Origin of the sequence: Pantoea sp. EA-12, from assembly GCF_030053355.1 — a bacterium.
GTDB lineage: Bacteria > Pseudomonadota > Gammaproteobacteria > Enterobacterales > Enterobacteriaceae > Pantoea > Pantoea vagans_C.
Genome location: NZ_JASGBY010000010.1, coordinates 19,869 through 37,888, shown reverse-complemented (window position 1 = coordinate 37,888; position 18,020 = coordinate 19,869). Strand labels below are relative to the sequence as shown.

At 54.2% G+C, this 18,020-nt stretch carries 14 protein-coding genes; 8 read left to right on the top strand and 6 right to left on the bottom strand.

The window, feature by feature from the left end; genetic code table 11:
- Positions 1-64 precede the first annotated feature (64 nt).
- Positions 65-967 (top strand): ParB/Srx family N-terminal domain-containing protein, encoded by a 903-nt coding sequence (locus QMZ30_RS15840; RefSeq protein ID WP_283228105.1) that lies wholly within the window; start codon positions 65-67, stop codon positions 965-967.
- Here the strand turns inward: QMZ30_RS15840 and QMZ30_RS15835 are convergent.
- Positions 957-1,853: a LysR family transcriptional regulator gene (locus QMZ30_RS15835; protein WP_283228104.1), complete on the bottom strand. Its 897-nt coding sequence runs from the start codon at positions 1,851-1,853 to the stop codon at positions 957-959. The two genes, QMZ30_RS15840 and QMZ30_RS15835, sit on opposite strands and share 11 nt — an antisense overlap.
- Positions 1,854-1,946: 93 nt before the next feature.
- Here QMZ30_RS15835 and QMZ30_RS15830 point away from each other — a divergent pair, with 93 nt between their 5' ends.
- Complete coding sequence (locus QMZ30_RS15830) at positions 1,947-3,185, top strand: MFS transporter (RefSeq protein WP_283228103.1); 1,239 nt, start codon at positions 1,947-1,949, stop codon at positions 3,183-3,185.
- 180 nt (positions 3,186-3,365) lie between these two features.
- Here QMZ30_RS15830 and QMZ30_RS15825 read toward each other — a convergent pair whose 3' ends face one another.
- The gene (locus tag QMZ30_RS15825) at positions 3,366-4,460 is read right to left on the bottom strand and encodes an oxidoreductase (protein ID WP_283228102.1); all 1,095 of its coding nucleotides are present in this window, start codon (positions 4,458-4,460) and stop codon (positions 3,366-3,368) included.
- A gap of 105 nt (positions 4,461-4,565) precedes the next feature.
- Here QMZ30_RS15825 and QMZ30_RS15820 point away from each other — a divergent pair, with 105 nt between their 5' ends.
- Both QMZ30_RS15820 and QMZ30_RS15815 read left to right on the top strand, forming a co-directional pair.
- A complete protein-coding gene (locus QMZ30_RS15820) occupies positions 4,566-5,447 on the top strand; it encodes a LysR family transcriptional regulator (protein WP_283228101.1) in 882 nt (293 codons plus the stop codon).
- Between the two features lie 71 nt (positions 5,448-5,518).
- Positions 5,519-6,064 (top strand): NUDIX domain-containing protein, encoded by a 546-nt coding sequence (locus QMZ30_RS15815; protein ID WP_283228100.1) that lies wholly within the window; start codon positions 5,519-5,521, stop codon positions 6,062-6,064.
- Between the two features lie 148 nt (positions 6,065-6,212).
- Here QMZ30_RS15815 and QMZ30_RS15810 read toward each other — a convergent pair whose 3' ends face one another.
- Positions 6,213-8,606, bottom strand: a complete 2,394-nt coding sequence (locus QMZ30_RS15810; RefSeq protein WP_283228099.1) for a glycoside hydrolase family 31 protein — start codon at positions 8,604-8,606, stop codon at positions 6,213-6,215.
- Positions 8,607-8,621: 15 nt separating this feature from the next.
- Positions 8,622-9,923: an MFS transporter gene (locus QMZ30_RS15805; protein ID WP_283228098.1), complete on the bottom strand. Its 1,302-nt coding sequence runs from the start codon at positions 9,921-9,923 to the stop codon at positions 8,622-8,624.
- 377 nt (positions 9,924-10,300) lie between these two features.
- Between QMZ30_RS15805 and uxuA the strand changes: the two genes are divergently transcribed.
- The 4 genes from uxuA to uxuR all read left to right on the top strand — a co-directional run bounded on the left by uxuA (position 10,301) and on the right by uxuR (position 15,392).
- A complete protein-coding gene (gene uxuA / locus QMZ30_RS15800) occupies positions 10,301-11,479 on the top strand; it encodes a mannonate dehydratase (protein ID WP_283228097.1) in 1,179 nt (392 codons plus the stop codon).
- Between the two features lie 148 nt (positions 11,480-11,627).
- The gene (locus tag QMZ30_RS15795) at positions 11,628-13,109 is read left to right on the top strand and encodes a fructuronate reductase (protein WP_283228096.1); all 1,482 of its coding nucleotides are present in this window, start codon (positions 11,628-11,630) and stop codon (positions 13,107-13,109) included.
- Positions 13,106-14,524: a glucuronate isomerase gene (gene uxaC, locus QMZ30_RS15790; RefSeq protein WP_283228095.1), complete on the top strand. Its 1,419-nt coding sequence runs from the start codon at positions 13,106-13,108 to the stop codon at positions 14,522-14,524. Before QMZ30_RS15795 ends, uxaC begins: the two co-directional genes overlap by 4 nt.
- An 85-nt stretch (positions 14,525-14,609) precedes the next feature.
- A complete protein-coding gene (gene uxuR, locus QMZ30_RS15785; RefSeq protein ID WP_283228094.1) occupies positions 14,610-15,392 on the top strand; it encodes a Uxu operon transcriptional regulator in 783 nt (260 codons plus the stop codon).
- On the opposite strand, the gene QMZ30_RS15780 is transcribed toward uxuR, so the two are convergent.
- Complete coding sequence (locus tag QMZ30_RS15780; RefSeq protein WP_283228093.1) at positions 15,393-16,580, bottom strand: aminotransferase-like domain-containing protein; 1,188 nt, start codon at positions 16,578-16,580, stop codon at positions 15,393-15,395.
- A 207-nt stretch (positions 16,581-16,787) separates the two neighbouring features.
- Positions 16,788-17,891, bottom strand: a complete 1,104-nt coding sequence (locus QMZ30_RS15775; RefSeq protein WP_283228092.1) for an NADH:flavin oxidoreductase/NADH oxidase — start codon at positions 17,889-17,891, stop codon at positions 16,788-16,790.
- Positions 17,892-18,020 lie beyond the last annotated feature (129 nt).

The window sequence follows — 18,020 nt, the reverse complement described above, 5'->3', positions numbered from 1 at the left end:
GCGGGAAGATGACAGAAATGCTATCGTAACGCCTCTGATGCAGGCGATGGATAAAGGAAAGGGAATGAGAACACCGTGGTCACTGCTGGCACTGTTGTGGTCAGCCGGGCAGGCAACTGCCGCCCTGCCCGCTGATATTAAAGCGGGCGATATTGTGCAGGTCCAGTTATCACAATTGCATCCCACTCAGGCGGCGATTGGTTATCGGCAGTTGGATTATAAACTGCACCGCTATCAAGCCGATCCCAAAAAGCTGTTTGATGATTTCTGTGAAAGTATGGGACAGAAAGGCGTAGATAAATTCAGCAGTAAATCGCGCATCTCTGACCTCAACAGTTTCACCTGTAAAGCGTCAGTCGGTTCGCATCCTGGCCCGATGAAGACAGCAGTTATTGCACCGGATAATGCGCTCTATCTCACCGATGGTCATCATACCTTCAGTAACTTTGCCGACATTGGCGGTTTGAAAACGCATGTACAAGTGCGCATCACCAATGACTTCCGTAACCTGGCCAGCATGAAAGCATTCTGGCAACAGATGGAAGCCGCGCATCTCGTCTGGTTAGATACACCAAAAGGGAAAATCACGCCGGATGCCTTACCAAAAGAGTTAGGCCGCAAGCATATGCAGGATGATGAATACCGTTCGCTGGTGTACTTCGTGCGCGATATTGGCTTCGAGAAAGAAGAAAACCCGCCGCCTTTCCTGGAATTCTACTGGGGACAATGGCTGGAAACCCAGCTACCGCTGACTTCCTTCGATTTGCATGACCGTAAAGGCTATGGCGCCGCCATCACCACGATTGCCGAGAAAATCACTGATGTGCCGAAAGACACGGTGATTGCCCAGAGCGATGCCGGCCCGCTCACCGCTGAAAAACTGGGTGCCATGAAGAAAGTGAACGAGAAAAAACTCGATAAGCTGATCTCTGCCGAAGGCAAATTAGGCTGGGCTTTTAAACAATAACTTCGCTGGTTTTCACCAGCGCCAGAAAGTTCTGCGCCGTTGCCGTAAACGCATGGTCATTCCATGCCACCGCTAATCCGGTGGTGGGTATCGGCGCTTTAATCTGCTTAAACACCACGCCCGCCAGGCTGAATTGCCGCATCGATTCGGGTACCAGTGACACCCCTAACCCCGCCGCAACCACCGATAATATCGAGACAATGTGCGGCGCGGGTTGCCCCTCCATCGGCGTAAAACCTTGCTGACGACAGGCTTGCAGTACTGACTCACGCAAACTGGTGCCACTCTCTTTCGGCGTAAGAATAAAGTGTTCCTCACGCAGTGAAGGCAGGGCAATCTTACCGCGCAGACGTGCCTGTGGATGGCTAGCAGGCAGTGCAGCCACCAGCGGCTCCTGTAACAATAGTTGCATCGTCACGTTATTGGGGATGGCATTTTCCTGCCGCAACAGCGCAATATCCAATTGCTGATTCGCCAGCGCCTGCAACAGCACAATCGAGTTGGCTTCCATGACGTTAAGAAACACGGCGGGATGCGCCTGACGAAAGGCGCGAATGCAGCCTGGGATCAGTGGATTCATGCCAGCCGTTCCGGTAAAACCCAAACGCAACGTTCCGGTGTCACCTTGTGCCGCGCGACGCGCCGACGCAATGGCTTCTCCGGCGAGAGCAGGCAGCGGTTGGATGGCCTGTAAAAAAGCGTGCCCGGCTTCAGTGAGTTCCACACCCTGTGCAGTGCGGTTAAACAGTGCGTAACCCACTTCAGCTTCCAGATCTTTAATCTGCATACTGAGCGGCGGTTGTCCGATCCCCAGTCTGGCTGCCGCGCGTGTGAAGTTACGCTCGGTGGCGACCGCGAGGAAATAGCGAATATGGCGTAGTTCCATCTGTTTTATAGATACCATTATGCAGTGCTATATATTGGACAGATAATAAGTGGCGCGGTAGCGTTGTGCAATCTTCGTTACGCTGGAATCACCATGAGTCGCTCGTTAGAAACTGCTTTACCCGCCACCTCCGTGCCCCCTGCCACCTATAGCATTGCCCGCGGCAGCAGCGAATATCGCCGCGCAGGCATCGCCTTTTTCATGTTGGGACTGGCGAGTTTTTCGCTAATCTATTGTGTACAACCGCTGCTGCCCGCATTTACTCATTCGTTTGGTGTGACCCCAGCGCAGAGCTCGCTGGCACTGTCACTCACCACCGGATTATTGGCGATCTCTATTCTGTTGGCGGGGGCATTTTCTCAAGCGGTGGGGCGCCGTGGATTGATGTTCACCTCGATGGCGCTGGCCTCGATCTGTAATTTTATCGCGGCGGTGCTACCTGACTGGCACATGTTGCTGGTGGCACGAGCGGTGGAAGGCGTGGTGTTGGGCGGTGTGCCTGCCGTGGCAATGGCATGGCTCGCTGAAGAGATCGACAAAAAAGATCTCGGTAAAACCATGGGATTGTATGTTGGCGGCACGGCCTTTGGTGCCATGGTAGGCCGCGTCGGCATGGGCTTGCTGACGGAATTCACCTCCTGGCGCATTGCCATGGGCGTGCTCGGTTTGCTGGGCATGGCCGCAGCGATTGCGTTTGTGCTTTTGCTACCTGAGTCGCGTAATTTTGAGCGGAAACCGGGGCTCAATCTTCACTTTCACCTCAGAGCCTGGTTCAGCCACCTCGGCAATAAGGGCTTGATTCGCCTATATGCCACCGGCTTCTTCCTCACCAGCGTGTTTGTCACGCTCTTCAACTACGCCACATTTCGCCTCTCTGACGCGCCATTTAATTTCAGCCAGACACAAGTGAGCCTGATCTTTTGCGCCTATGCGATTGGCATTGTCTCCTCTTCACTGTCAGGCAGTCTGGCGGATCGCTTTGGCCGTAAACCGCTGTTGATTACCGGGTTCCTGCTGTTACTGGCGGGTATCTTACTGACGGTGCCAGATAGCCTGCTGTGCTTGATTGGCGGCATTATCCTGATCACCAGCGGTTTCTTTGTCGCGCACGCAGCCGCCAGCGGATCGGTTGGGCCCTTGGCGGGCAACAATCGCGGCCATGCGTCTTCACTTTATCTGCTGTTCTACTACATGGGTTCCAGCATCACCGGTTCATTCGGCGGCTGGTTTTGGCTCCACGGTGGCTGGAATGCGGTGGTGGGTTTGACCGTGGTGATGGCGCTGGCGGGACTGGCATTGAGCGGGTTGTCACGGCAGAAAAGCGCAGGATGAAACGGCCATGGTGCACTACGACCTTGGGGTTAATGCCATTCATCATGAATTTGTATGCAGGTGCGCATCAATGCGCACCCTGCGAAAACAGTATCAACTCTTGTAGAGTCGCCATTCATGGCGACCAACAAACGCTCAACTGACAAACCGACCAGAGGCTAAGTTGTTTGCAAAGCGAAATTAAACCAGTTCGCAGTTTTTAACATCTGCCGAAGGCGCCAGCAGGTTTTTATCAAACTCACGTAACGGCGCTGCGTCACGGATGCGCATTGGCCAGTCGGGATTCGCCAGCGCGCTTTTACCCAAGGCCACATAATCAGCCCCCTGCTCCAGCGCCTGTGAAGCACTGCGGTTGTCGGAAAGCGAACCGTTAGCGACAATCGTCAGATTGGGTGCGGCTTGCCGGGCGATCTGCACCAGAGAAAACAGAGTGTCAGCGAATGCGGGCTGCAGCGCGTCGTATTCAGTGAGGTGCAGATAATCAATTCCCGACTCAGCCAGTAAAGTAAACACCTGCCTCGCCCCCGCTTCGCCTTCCTGCCACTGATGGTGGAAATCATTCACTTTGCCCTGAGAGATACGCACGCCCAAGGTCACATCATGGCCCACGCGCTGACGTACGGCTCGAATCACCGCCAGCGTTAGTGACAAGCGTGCAGCAATATCGCCGCCCCAGCGGTCACTGCGCTGATTGGTGTAATCCGTGAAGAATTGATCGAGCAGATAACCATTGGCCCCGTGGATTTCAATGCCATCAAAACCGGCTACGCCAATGGCACGCGCGGCAGTCTCAGCAAAGCTTTCAATCACCTGCTGGATCTGCTCCTCACTCATCTCTGCCGGCAACGCATATTTGCCGTGACCATGATAAAAGCCCAACTGTTCTCCGCGCGGTTGCACGGCAGAGGGGGCCAGCGTATCGCTACGGTAGATATTGCCTTGGGAAATCGCGCCAGCATGCATCAATTGCGCGATGATCTTCCCACCCTGCTGATGCACACCGTCCGTGATGGCTCGCCAGCCAGCAACCTGTTGGCTGTTAACCAATCCGGCCTGAAAGGCATAGGTTTGTGACCAGGCTTCATCAATGTAAAGCCCTTCGGTGATGATGGTGCCAAAACCACCACGTGCGAAGCGTTCGTAGTAGTGCTTCATCCGCTCACCCGGTACGCCATCCACTGTCGCAGAAATACGCGTCATAGGCGCGACCATGATGCGGTTCTTCAGGGCGAGACGATTTAACGTGCCGCTCTGAAATAAATGTTTATCGGCCATGTGCTACTTAATGTTCCCTGATTAACGTCAGCACGCATTATAGTGTGGCGTCATAGCAGCAAAAATGACCAAAGTTGATACGTCTGTATAACGGAAATCGTTAAAATGAACTCCAAAGATATTGAGGTCTTCCTGATGGTATCGCAAACGCGCAGCCTGACGCAGGCGGCACGGCGGCTAAATACCACAACGATGACCGTGTCGCGTCGGCTGGCTTCGCTTGAGGAAGACCTGGGTGTACGCCTGATGCATCGCACCACACGTGCCATCGCGTTAACCGATGAAGGTGAAGAGTTTCTGCCCTTCGCAAAATCGCTGGCGGAAACCGAGCAGAGCGCGCGCAATCTGTTCTCACCTCATCAACAAGGCGCGACAGGACAGCTACGGATCACCGCACCCTCTGGCTTTGGTCGACGCACCATTATTCCGCTGTTACCCGCACTGATGGAGGCCAACCCTGAACTGCGTATTGAATTTCAGCTCAGCGATGACGTTACTGATTTGGTTGGCTTAGGCTTCGATGTTGCTATTCGTATTGCGCCACTGCGTGATTCCCGCCTGGTGGCACATCGCCTGGCAGATAACCCACGCATGCTCTGTGCATCACCCGATTATCTGCATCGCTTTGGGACGCCCCAGACGCTTAATGACTTGCACAAACATAACTGCCTGCGACTCTCCAGCGTGGTGCAGTGGAGTTTTATCGTGGATGGGCACATCTCCAGTCTCAGCGTGGAAGGCCGTTTTAGCGGCAGTAACGTAGAGGGCGTGCGCACCTTATGTGTGGCGGGCAGCGGTATCGCGCAGTTATCGGAATGGGACATCCGCGAGGAGTTGGCGGCAGGCGAACTGGTTGCTATCGAGTTGCTGGATGCACAACCACAGATGCTCGGCGTCTGGGCACTGTTTCCCACCACGCGCCAGTTGCCCGCGCGAGTAACGGTATTTCTCAATGCCTTAAAGCAGGTGATGGAAAAAAACAGATAAGTTACCTGTTCACGTCGGGGGAATGTACGCTTAAATCAATGACTCACCGATTCGCTTCGTGGAGACCCATTTTGAAACCTGAAATTCATACCCTCGCTTCAACAGAAATCTATCGCAATCGCTGGATGACCTTAAAAGAAGACAAAATTCAACGTGCTGACGGCAGCGAAGGCATCTATTCGGTAATCGAAAAAGACGATTTTGTGGTGATCCTCCCTGTGGATCAGGACAGCATTTTTGTTGTGGAACAGTATCGCTATCCAGTAAGTGAACGTACGCTGGAACTGCCACAAGGCAGTTGGGAACTGGATCCTGGCGCCTCACCTGAAGCCCTGGCGGCGGGAGAGTTACAAGAAGAAACCGGCCTGATTGCCGACCGCTGGCAATATGTCGGTTATCAGAAGTTAGCCCAGGGGTACTCTTCGCAGGGATATCACATCTACCTCGCCAGCGAGTTGCATTATCAGGGACAGAATCTGGATGCGGAAGAAGTTGGACTGACGGCGCGTAAAGTGAAAATCAGTGAGTTTTTACAGTGGGTGCTGGAAGGCAAAGTGACGGATGCCACCTCAGTGACCGCGTTTTTACTGGCGCGGGCAAAAGGGTTGATTGCGTAAGCAGCCCTTCGTCAGAAGGCATATTGAGGGCCGCCTCACACTGATGATGCAAGGGTACGCTTTTGGTCGCCATAAATGGCGACCCAACGAGCGTATCAGCGGGTTTCGTAGGGTGCGCATTGATGCGCACCTCAACACCAAACGCAGCTTAGCAGCGTTTGATGTCCGCCAACACAGCCTGCGCACCTGCCGCATCCACCGGGACGCCATCAATATACAACTGACGCGACTCTCCTACTGGCAAGGCAATCTGCAGGGTTTTCCACGCGGGCTGATAGTCGCCTTTGCGCTGGAAACTCAAGTGAATCGCCTCGGCATCGCTGCGCATTTCCCAGTTGAGCCACAGCGCATTGCCCTGCTGATAACCCCAAGACTCACCGTCATCCTCAAACACCAGTCCATCGGACACGCCTTTGCCTTGAAGAGGATAGAGTTGCAAGGTGCGGCGGTCATCCGCTTGTGCATCCACATGGCGCAGACGCTGGCTCCGCGGCAGTGCGGCACCTGCGCGCACCAACATCGGCTGCGTTTCCAGTGGTGCTGGCAGCGTAATCCACTGACCGCCGCTGTACCACTGCTGCGTGGCGAAATCATACCAACCGGTTTGGTTGTCGGGCAGCCACAAACTGCGTTCGCGCTGGCCCGCTTCGACCACGCTGGCCACTAAAATGTCGCGCCCCAGCATAAACTCATCACACTCGGCAAACGTCTGCGCATCCTGCTCATGATCGAGGAAGGTAGGACGCAGCATCGGTTCGTCATCTGCGTGCGCTTGCCAAAGCAGGGTGTAGAGATATGGCAACAGGCGATAACGCAGTTCGATAGCCGCACGGATCGCTGGGGTCACTGACGGATACATCCACGGCTCATTCACCGTGTGATCATCATTCCATGAGTGAATGGTGAAACGCGGATGCATCACGCCGTTCTGCACCCAACGCACAAACAATTCAGCATCGGGTTTATCACCGGAGAAGCCACCCACATCGTGACCGACGTTGTAGAGGCCAGACAAGCTCATCCCCAAGCCCATGCGGATGTTATAACGCAGCGAGGTCCAGTTGGTGCGGTTATCGCCACTCCAGGTTTGCACATAGCGCTGCATGCCGGCACAGCCTGAACGAGAAATCAGGAACGGACGTTTCTCCGGCGCAAAGCGCTGTTGCGCTTCCATCGAGGCACGCATCATCAGCAACGGCATCACCGGGCGAATGTGCTTGATGGCGATTGGCTGACCAAACCCGTGGCAGCGGGCTTCACCGTCCCACACTTCATATTCGTTGTTGTCATTCCAGGTTGAATCGATGCCTTTCTCCAACAACTGTTTGGTGACATTCTCCTGCCACCAGGCCACCGCCTGCGGATGGGTAAAATCAAGGTGCGAGCCTTCGTCGTCCCAGAACACCGAGCGCTCTGGCGCATCCTCTTCTGAATCGCGGATAAACAGTCCCTGCGCCGCCACTTCTTCATAGCGCGGGTGATCCTGCAACAGGCAAGGCTTGATATTGGCGGCGAGGCGCAGACCGGCGTCATGGAACGCCTGACTCATCACTTCCGGCTGCGGCACTTTGTCGTAGTTCCAGTTGAACACATAGCGCTTGTTATTGATCGAGGTATAACCCGATGACAGTTGGAAGGAGTCGCACGGAATATCATGCTCTTCACACAAACTAATGAAGTTCATCAGCTGATTCTGTGCGTCTGGGGCATCGGTGTAATGCATGGTCGAGCCGCTGTAACCCAGGCTCCATTTCGGACCAAACAGGGTTTTACCCGTCAGCCGCACAAAGGCTTTAGTGACATCCAATACTTTGCTGCCAACGAACAGGTAGTAGTCGATATCACCGCTTTCGGCCTGCCAGCGGCGATACGGTTGGTGGTAGTTATCCAGCTCGTTACCGAGATCGAACCAGCTGCTGCTGAGGTTATCGTAATAGAGACCAAAGCTGACATCACTGCGGCGGGTGATGGTGAACGGCACATGCTTGTAGAGCGGATCGGTTGATGAAGCGTTGTAGCCCATCGCATCCAGGTTGCGCATCTCGTAGCGCTTACCGTTACGTTGCAAATCACCCGCTTTTTCACCCAAACCGTAGTAGGCGTCATCATTCATGCGGCGCTGATAGTGCGCCACGCCATCGCCATGGGCGTTGATCAGGTAGGCGCTGGTTGGACGGTCACAGGTCAGCAGTTGCCAATTACCAGCGCTGTCACGGTACTGCCATTCTAGCGCCAGCGGCTGATGGACGATGACACGCAGCACATCGGTGGAGACCACCAGTGTGTCACCCTCTTCTTCCAGCGTGAACCCTGGCAGAGTAAAGCCCGCCAGACTGTCACGTGATCGCCCTTCCCACGGCACATCGCTCTCAGGCGCAATGCTCCAGGTACGGTCCAGCGCATAGCCGCCCTGACGTTTAATGGCAACGCGGAACATGCCGGATTCCAGTACATACAGGTTCAGCGTGTGTTTGCCATCCACGGTTAACGCAACATGGTGTTGATCAGAATGTGAGAGTGACCAATTCTTTAACGTTTTCATTGTTACCTACTTTATTCAGGCGCGTTGAGCGCGACGTTCAGCAATAAAAGCAATCAGGAAGACCGCACCAATCAGGTCAAAGAACCCCATGGCGACAAATAAGGGGTTGAAACCAATTTTGTCGGCAGTAACGCCAATGATCAGCGAGAACAGGAAACTGGAGATCCACGCGAAAGAGCCGCGCATACCGTTGACTGTCGCCATCTGGCCTTTATCAAATTTCTCTACCACCAGCGCACTCAACATGCAGGAGATGATCTGGTGACCAAAGCCGCCAATCGAGATCAGCGCGATGGCCACATACGGATTCTTGGTCATCGCCACCAGCGCCAGCGACAACATCAGGAAAGCGCCGGTAACCGAACTGGCCACCACCGAGTTCACCTGTTTGAAGCCAAACAGTTTGGTATAAACACGCGTCAGATAACCGCTGGCCACGCTGCCTAAGTCAGCAGCCAGGAACGGTAACCATGCGAACATAGCGATTTGTTTCAGGTCCATGCCGAGTTCTTTCGCCAGATAAAGCGGCACCCAAAAACTCAATACGCCCCACGCGGGTTCGGCCATAAAGGCGGGAATGGCGATGCCATAAAAGCGCTTATTTTTCGACACGCTTTTTAAGGCCTTAAAGAATGGCAGTTTGACGGCCGCCGGTTCGTTATCCTGACGAATAAACTCCAGTTCCGACGAGGTAAGATTTGGATGGCGTTCCGGATCGCGATAGAACAGTGCCCACAGCACTACCCACGCCAGTGCCAGACAGCCGGTAAACAGGAATGCGCCCTGCCAGCCAAATGAGGCATGTGCGAAATAAATAATCGGCGGGGCCAGCATGGCTCCAATCGAAAACCCGACACCGGCCCAGCCAGCCGCGACCGGACGCTCTTTTTTCGGGAACCATTCACCCAACACTTTGGCGTTGGCTGGGGTTGCAGCTGCTTCTGCGCCGCCCATCACAAAACGCAGGATAGCAAGATGGACCCAGCTCCCCGCGCCTGCATGGAACAGGCAAGCTACCGCCCAGATTGAGGCACAAATCATAAAGCCGACTTTCAGACCGATAACGTCGATCAACCAGCCGCAAAGGGGTTGGAAGAAGGTATACGCCAGCTGAAACGCGCCAACGATCCATGAATATTGTTCGGTCGTAATACCCAGGCTGGTTTTCAGCTCAGGGGCCAGAATGCCTAATGAGTTACGCGTGATGTAATTGACGGTAACGCCCGCTAAGAACAACACCAATACCCACCAGCGTAAATGACGGAAGGTGCGTTTGCTGCTTGCTGCAGCGATCCCTGGATTCAAACTGCGGTTCATCTGGTTCTCCATTCTTTATTAACATCATGAGCTTACAAGTTCTGCTGTTGATGCACGGGCTACCGATAAACCGGAAATATCGTTGGCTGCCGCCCAGAATTTGTCGCTTGTTGTTGAGGAGCGACTTCAGTGAGTCATCTCTAACCATCCGCCAGGAGTGAAACACAGATGTTTGAAGTGGTCGCCACTCAGATGCCGCATTTGTGATCTGGTTAACCAAAATTAGCAGCGAGGTTGACATCAAGCGCTAAAGAGTCGAATTTTAGCCCCTGAGAGCGCATTCTCTGGTTTTTGACAGTGCGCTAACCGATAAATAGGTCAACCAATATAAGAATTGTCTTGGGATTTATCTTCAGGACCCTAACTGAGGTAACAACATGAAGCAGACCTGGCGCTGGTATGGCCCTAATGACCCCGTTTCTCTCGCCGATGCACGACAAGCTGGCGCAACCGGCATCGTCACGGCTCTGCATCACATCCCAAATGGCGTCGTGTGGTCCGTTGAGGAGATCATGCAGCGCAAAGCTATCGTGGAAGCCGCAGGACTGGTGTGGTCGGTGGTGGAGAGCGTGCCGATTCATGAAGAGATTAAAACCGGCAGCGGTGAGTATCAGAAGTGGATCAGCAATTATCAGCAGTCACTGCGAAACCTGGCGCAATGCGGCATTAAAACCGTGTGCTACAACTTTATGCCCATCCTGGACTGGACGCGCACCGATCTCGAATATCTGTTACCGGACGGCGCCAAGGCACTCCGTTTTGATCAAATCGAGTTTGCGGTGTTTGAACTGCACATCCTCCAGCGCGCTGGTGCAGAAAAAGATTATACCGCCACCGAAATTGCTCAAGCGGCTGACCGCTTCGCCACCATGAGTGATGAACACAAAACCCGCCTGACGCGCAATATCATTGCCGGCTTGCCGGGTGCTGAAGAGGGCTACACGCTGGACCAGTTCCGTGCGCAATTGGCTCGCTATGACGGTATTGATAAAACAAAATTACGCGAAAACTTCGCCACCTTCTTACGCGCTATCATTCCTGTGGCAGAAGAAGCGGGCATTCGCATGGCGGTGCACCCGGACGATCCACCGCGTGCCATTCTCGGTCTGCCACGCATTGTTTCCAACGCCGACGATCTGCAGTGGATGATGGATACCGTGCCGAGTCCTGCCAACGGCTTCACCATGTGTACCGGTTCTTATGGCGTGCTGCCAGAAAACGATCTGGCAGGTATGGTGAAACGCTTTGGTCCGCGCATTTACTTCGCCCATTTGCGGTCGACCAAACGTGAAGAGAATCCCAATACCTTCCATGAGGCAGCACATCTTGGCGGCGACGTGGATATGTTCGCGGTCATCAAAGCGATTGCCGAAGAAGAACATCGCCGCAAACTGGCCGGGGAGGAAGATTTGATTCCGATGCGCCCAGACCACGGCCATCAGATGCTGGACGATCTGCACAAAAAAACCAATCCAGGCTATTCCGCGATTGGTCGCCTGAAAGGTTTGGCAGAGATTCGTGGCGTAGAGCTGGCGATTCATCGCGCTTATTTCTAGCACCGGTTAAATCATTGCACCCATTGTAGCGGCGCAATTCATTGCGCATGAGCAGCACTGCCGCTTCAGACCGCGCGATTAATCGCGCCGCTACGTCAGGTGCATGAAGTGGGCTGAATGCCAACTGTTTGGTCAAAGCGGAGTTTACATGGAACACAACCTTGCCAGCGGGGATTTAAACGTCGCCCGCCCTGCCTGGAATCATCAACGTCTGGTGCCACGGATAGTGCACATTGGCTGCGGCGCATTTCATCGCGCCCATCAGGCGCTTTATCTGCATCACTTACTCGCCACCAGCGACTGTGACTGGGGGATTTGTGAGGTCAACCTGATGTCAGCGAGCGGCAAACTGCTGGTGGAACAATTACGCCAACAAGATTTGCTCTATAGCGTGACGGAAAAAGGGGCTGAGCAAAATGACGTTCATATCATTGCGGCGATTAAAGAAGCACGGCACCCGGCATTGGATGGCCATGCGGCGATTATCGAAGCACTGGCTCGCCCCGAAACGGCTATCGTCTCTTTGACTGTCACCGAAAAAGGTTACTGCACTCAAGGTGCCAATGGCGCACTGGATGCCGACCATCCCCTGATTCAGCACGATTTGGCGCATCCTGCCACGCCGAAATCCGCCATTGGATTTATTGTTGAAGCGCTACGCTTGCGCCACCAACGCGGGCTTGGGCCTTTTAGCGTGCTGTCCTGCGATAACCTGAGTGATAACGGTCACGTTGCTCGTGCGGCCGTGGTTGGGCTGGCTCAACTGCGCGATCCCGCGCTGGCAAAATGGATTGCCGCCAACGTAACTTTCCCCAGCAGCATGGTTGACCGCATTGTTCCCGCGGTGACGGATGAGACCCAGCAAGAAATTAGCGCACTGCTGGGCGTTAACGATCCTTGCGGCGTGGCCTGCGAGCCGTTCCGCCAATGGGTGATTGAAGACAACTTTGTCAACGGCCGCCCTGACTGGGATCGTGTTGGGGCACAGTTTGTCACTGACGTTGCCCCCTTTGAAATGATGAAGTTGCGTATGCTCAACGGCAGCCATTCGTTTCTCGCCTATCTCGGGTATCTGGGCCAATGTGAAACCATTGCTGACACCATGCGGTTACCTGAGTATCGCCAGGCAGCCATCAACCTGATGATGCACGAGCAGGTGCCTACGCTATCGATGCCTGAAGGCATTGATTTGCAGGCGTATGCCGAACAACTGATCGCGCGCTTTAGCAACCCAGCGTTACGCCATCGCACGCAACAGATCGCCATGGACGGGAGCCAAAAGCTGCCACAGCGCTGGCTGGATTCCGTACGCCATCACCTGCGTCATGGCAGCGATTATCGCCATCTGGCGTTAGGGATTGCCGGATGGATGCGCTATGTGTTGGGTCAGGATGATCGCGGTGACGCCTATGACGTGGTTGACCCATTATCTAGCACGCTGCAGCAAGTCAATCAGCACTACCCCGAGGGCGATGCACGCGTCACTGCCCTGCTCGCGGTAAAAAGCCTGTTTGGTGATGACCTGCCCGCCAATGATGGCTTTGTCGCCACCTTACAACAGTGTTACGCGCAGCTATGCCAGCGTGGTGCCCGCGCTGCCGTTGCATCGCTTAATCAGGAGTCAAAATGAAGCGCTTTATGGATGACGATTTTCTGTTGCAGAGCGACATCGCCCGTCGCCTGTACCATGACTACGCTGCAGAAATGCCAATCTACGATTATCACTGCCATCTCAACCCACAAGAGATTGCCGAGGATCGCCAGTTTGCCAACCTCGGTCAGATTTGGCTGGAGGGCGACCACTACAAATGGCGTGCGCTGCGTGCCGCAGGCGTGGATGAGTCATTGATCACCGGTAAAACCACCAGCGATTTTGACAAGTACCTTGCCTGGGCCCACACCGTGCCTAAAACCTTGGGCAATCCGCTTTATCACTGGACGCATCTTGAACTGCGCCGCCCGTTTGGCATCACCGATACGCTGTTCGGGCCGGATACGGCACAGCGCGTGTGGGAAGAATGCGCGGAGAAACTGGCAACGCCGGCGTTTTCTGCACGTGGCATCATGCAGCAGATGAATGTGCGTATGGTGGGAACCACGGACGATCCGGTGGATTCCTTGCGGTACCACCGTCAGATTGCTGAAGACAGCAGCTTTGATATTGATGTGGCACCCAGCTGGCGCCCGGACAAAGTGTTCAAGATTGAGCTGGCGGGTTTTGTCGAGTATCTGGGCCGCCTGGAAGCCGCCGCGGATGTGGCGATCACCAGTTTTGATGCGTTGCGCCAGGCGCTATTGCGTCGTCTCGATCACTTCTCGGCACACGGCTGCCGTGCCTCAGACCATGGCATAGAGATTCTGCGCTTTGCACCAGTTCCCGACGATAGCGTGCTGGACCAGATTCTGGCGAAACGTCGCAATGGCGATGTGTTGAGCGAGCTGGAAATTGCACAGTTCAGCAGCGCAGTGCTGGTGTGGCTGGGCGCCGAATATGCCCGACGCGATTGGGTGATGCAGTTGCATATCGGGGCGATTCGCAATAACAGCACCCGTCTGTTCCGCTTACTGGGCGCTGACAGCGGTTTTGATTCCATCGGCGATAACAATATCGCTCTGCCGCTTTCACGCCTGCTTGATGCGATGGATCTCAACGATCAGCTGCCTAAAACGATTCTTTACTGCCTCAATCCACGTGATAACGAAGTGCTGGCGACCATGGCCGGTAATTTTCAGGGCACAGGCATTGCCGGAAAAGTGCAGTTTGGTTCCGGTTGGTGGTTCAACGACCAGCGCGATGGCATGTTGCGCCAGTTAGAGCAGCTGTCACAGATTGGTTTGCTTAGCCAGTTTGTCGGCATGCTGACAGATTCACGCAGCTTCCTGTCGTATACACGCCATGAATACTTCCGCCGCATTCTGTGTAATTTGCTTGGGCAGTGGGTGCAGGATGGCATTGTGCCACACGATGAAACCGTGCTCGGCAGCATGTTGCAGGACATTTGTTTCAACAATGCGCAGCGCTACTTCACCCTCAATCCAAGGTGAAAATCACGCCCTGTGCTATAGTGCAGGGCGCGAAGAATGGCCGCCGCTGTCGTGGTAAATTCCTTAATCAGCAGAAAAGAGCTCTATGAAAACACAAGCTTCAGCACAGCGCCCTTATCAGGAAGTCGGGGAAATGCTGCGTAACATGATTACGCAAAAGCAGTATGCCGTGGGTGAACGACTGCCCCCGGAACGTGAACTGGCTGCGCTGCTGGATGTCACCCGCACGCTGGTGCGTGAGGCCCTGATCATGTTGGAGCTGGAAGGTTTAATTGAGGTACGTCGTGGTGCAGGGATTTATGTGGTCAACGACAGTCCGGCACCCCGTCCCGGTGTGCAAACCACCTGCAATGACGCCGGTCCGTTTGAAATGCTGCAGGCGCGTCAGTTGCTGGAGAGTAATATTGCCGAATTCGCCGCCTTGCAGGCCACGCGTGAAGACATTATTAAAATGCGTCAGGCGCTAGAGCTGGAAGAGAAAGAGCTGGCATCGGGCGCGGTGAATGAGAGCGAGAACGGCGACCGCAACTTCCATTTAGCCATTGCCGAGGCCACCCACAACAGTATGTTGGTGGAGCTGTTTAAACAATCCTGGCAGTGGCGTGAAGACAATGTGATGTGGAGCCAGCTGCATCGGCATCTGGTGAACACCCACTACCGCAAAGAGTGGCTTGACGATCACAAGAAGATCCTCGCCACCTTAATCAAGAAAGATGCAAGAGCCGCCAAACAAGCGATGTGGCAGCATCTGGAAAATGTAAAACAGCGACTGCTGGAGTTTTCCGATGTCGATGACATCTATTTTGATGGCTACCTGTTTGAATCCTGGCCGCTGGACAGCGCCAACGGCCAGGATCGCGTCAGGTAATTACTGCGGTAAGGACGCTTTCAGACGTTGCGCAGCCAGGGCCAGGTTGGTTTCTGACACTGAAGCATAAGAGATGCGCAGCGTTGAAGTGTCCGGATTGTCACAATAGAAAAACTCACCCGGCACGTACACCACGCCATTGCTTAACGTTGTTTTAAGCCATTCGGTGGTGTTGAACGCTTCTTTGAAGGTTGCCCACAGGAACATCCCCCCCAGCGGACGATAGAAGTGCAGGCGATCGCCTAACTCCGTTTCCAGCGCCACACAGAGTGCATCACATTTCTGCTTGTAGGCTGCGCGGATCAATTTAATCTGCTCTGGCAGACGACCAGTATCCAGATAATGACGCGTCAGGGATTGCGACAACGCGCTGGTGTGCAAATCCGTTGCCTGCTTCAGATTCACCACCGATGACTTCAACCAACTCGGCATGGTGATCCAGCCCACACGTGCGCCTGGCGCAAGAATTTTCGAGAAGGTTGAGGTATAAATCACCTGATCGCTGGCCCCCATCGCTTGCGCATGAGATTTAAGCGGGCGGAAAGTCTGGCTGGTGAAATTGATTTCGCTGTAAGGGTCGTCTTCAAAAATCAGGAAGTCATACTGTTTGGCCAACGCGACCAGTTGCTGACGACGTGCATCAGATAAGGTCACACCGCTTGGATTGCCAAAGGTCGGTACGATATACACGGCTTTGATGGCGGTCTGTTTTACCAACTCTTCCAGCTCATCCACAATCATGCCTTCGCCATCAGTTCCTACTGACTTGAACTGTGCTTCGGCCAACTGGAACACCTGCAGGGCGGCGAGGTAAGTAGGACGCTCAACCACCACCACATCACCCGGATTGATCAATGCACGGGCGATAATGTCCAGTGACTGCTGTGAACCCGAAGTGATGACCACGTCATCCGGCGTGCAATCAATGCCACGCTCAGCGGAAATGCGGCAGATAGCTTCGCGTAACAGCGGATCACCTTCACTCAAGCCATATTGAAAGGCGTTGTGCCCATCCTGGGTTAACGCACGATCCATGGCGATCCGCAGACCTTCAGTGTCAAACAGATCGGGATTCGGGATTCCACCACCCAGCGAAATCACCCCTTCCATTTTGCTGTGTTTTAATAAATCTCGAATTGCAGATGACTGGATGCGCTGAACGCTATTGGATAATTTTTGCGACGACATAAAACCTTACCTGATTATTTTTTTCTAAGGCTAAATTCATAACATAAGTTAGCTATGCTGATAATCACATTTTCACCCTCTGGCAAAGAGAATGTCGTGAAAGGGAGAATTCAAAGGAATCGGCAATCCTGGAGGGGGAACAATTCAGCCTAAACGGGTAAAAAACAGGCAGCGGGCAGATAAATAGTTTCTGCCCGAAAGGTATTATCACCGTGAGGAATGTTTCAGGGTTCCTTTGACGCCATGCGGCTCTGAGCGTAAATATTGCGCCGGTGATTCAACCTGCGCATTGAGTGCCGCTGCCGCTTGCCACGGCCAGTGCGGGTTATAGAGCACAGCGCGACCCAGTGCGACCAAATCGGCATCCCCTTCTTGCAATACGGCTTCCGCCTGATGTGCTTCGGTGATCAAACCCACGCCCATCACGGGAATGTTCACCTGCTGGCGAATAGCTCGCGCGAACGGCAACTGGTAACCGGGCCCAACCGCGATCGCCTGTAAAGGTGATAAACCGCCACTTGAAACATGCAGGTAATCACAGCCAAGCGCTTCCAGCTGCTGGCTAAACACGATGGACTGTTCAACATCCCAACCGCCGTCGACCCAATCTGTAGCAGAGAGACGCACGCCAACCGGAATGCTGGCTGGTACCGCCGCGCGTACCGCCGTAAAGACTTCCAGTGGGAAACGCAGACGGTTTTCCAGTGAACCGCCGTACTGATCCTGACGCTGATTACTCAAGGGTGACAGGAACTGATGCAGCAAATAACCGTGTGCCGCATGCAGTTCAATCAGTTCTATTCCCAAACGCACAGCACGCTGCGCACTGTCGACAAACGCCTGCTTAATCCGTTCCAGGCCTGTCAGATCCAGTGCTGCGGGCGCGTCATCGTTTTCAGCAAATCCCAGCGCGGAAGGTGCGACCGTTTGCCAGCCGCCCTGGCTTTCCGGCACTTGATGACCACCCTGCCATGGCGCGCTGCACGAGGCTTTACGGCCTGCATGCCCTAGCTGAATGCCGAGACGAATCGGTGACCATGCGCGAATATCCGTCAGGACGCTCTGCAGCGCCGCTTCTGTCTTATCGTCCCACAGGCCCAAATCACCGGCAGAAATACGGCCAATCGCTTCCACCGCGGTGGCTTCCAGGATTAACAGCCCCGCTCCCGACAGCGCGAGCGACCCTAAGTGAATGCGGTGCCAGCTCGTGGCTTGCCCCGCTTCGGCGGAATATTGGCACATCGGAGCGATAACAAGGCGGTTTTCCAGTTTCAATCCGCCGATGTGGGTCGCGCTAAAAAGTTGGCTCATTTTTATCCCTTAAACTCGGTTATCGATGATGTTTTCGTCAGTTATGTGTTTAGCAGCGGGCAGTGATGAGGTGCAAACGCTGCGATTAAAAACACATTCAGACCCTGACCTTAGATAGCCATCATAACC

Bases quoted from the DNA above. Each gene is read 5' to 3' on its own strand.
- QMZ30_RS15840 (WP_283228105.1), top strand. From the start codon at position 65: ATGAGAACACCGTGGTCACTGCTGGCACTGTTGTGGTCAGCCGGGCAG.
- QMZ30_RS15835 (WP_283228104.1), bottom strand. From the start codon at position 1,853: ATGGAACTACGCCATATTCGCTATTTCCTCGCGGTCGCCACCGAGCGT.
- QMZ30_RS15830 (WP_283228103.1), top strand. From the start codon at position 1,947: ATGAGTCGCTCGTTAGAAACTGCTTTACCCGCCACCTCCGTGCCCCCT.
- QMZ30_RS15825 (WP_283228102.1), bottom strand. From the start codon at position 4,460: ATGGCCGATAAACATTTATTTCAGAGCGGCACGTTAAATCGTCTCGCC.
- QMZ30_RS15820 (WP_283228101.1), top strand. From the start codon at position 4,566: ATGAACTCCAAAGATATTGAGGTCTTCCTGATGGTATCGCAAACGCGC.
- QMZ30_RS15810 (WP_283228099.1), bottom strand. From the start codon at position 8,606: ATGAAAACGTTAAAGAATTGGTCACTCTCACATTCTGATCAACACCAT.
- QMZ30_RS15805 (WP_283228098.1), bottom strand. From the start codon at position 9,923: ATGAACCGCAGTTTGAATCCAGGGATCGCTGCAGCAAGCAGCAAACGC.
- uxuA (WP_283228097.1), top strand. From the start codon at position 10,301: ATGAAGCAGACCTGGCGCTGGTATGGCCCTAATGACCCCGTTTCTCTC.
- QMZ30_RS15795 (WP_283228096.1), top strand. From the start codon at position 11,628: ATGGAACACAACCTTGCCAGCGGGGATTTAAACGTCGCCCGCCCTGCC.
- uxaC (WP_283228095.1), top strand. From the start codon at position 13,106: ATGAAGCGCTTTATGGATGACGATTTTCTGTTGCAGAGCGACATCGCC.
- uxuR (WP_283228094.1), top strand. From the start codon at position 14,610: ATGAAAACACAAGCTTCAGCACAGCGCCCTTATCAGGAAGTCGGGGAA.
- QMZ30_RS15780 (WP_283228093.1), bottom strand. From the start codon at position 16,580: ATGTCGTCGCAAAAATTATCCAATAGCGTTCAGCGCATCCAGTCATCT.
- QMZ30_RS15775 (WP_283228092.1), bottom strand. From the start codon at position 17,891: ATGAGCCAACTTTTTAGCGCGACCCACATCGGCGGATTGAAACTGGAA.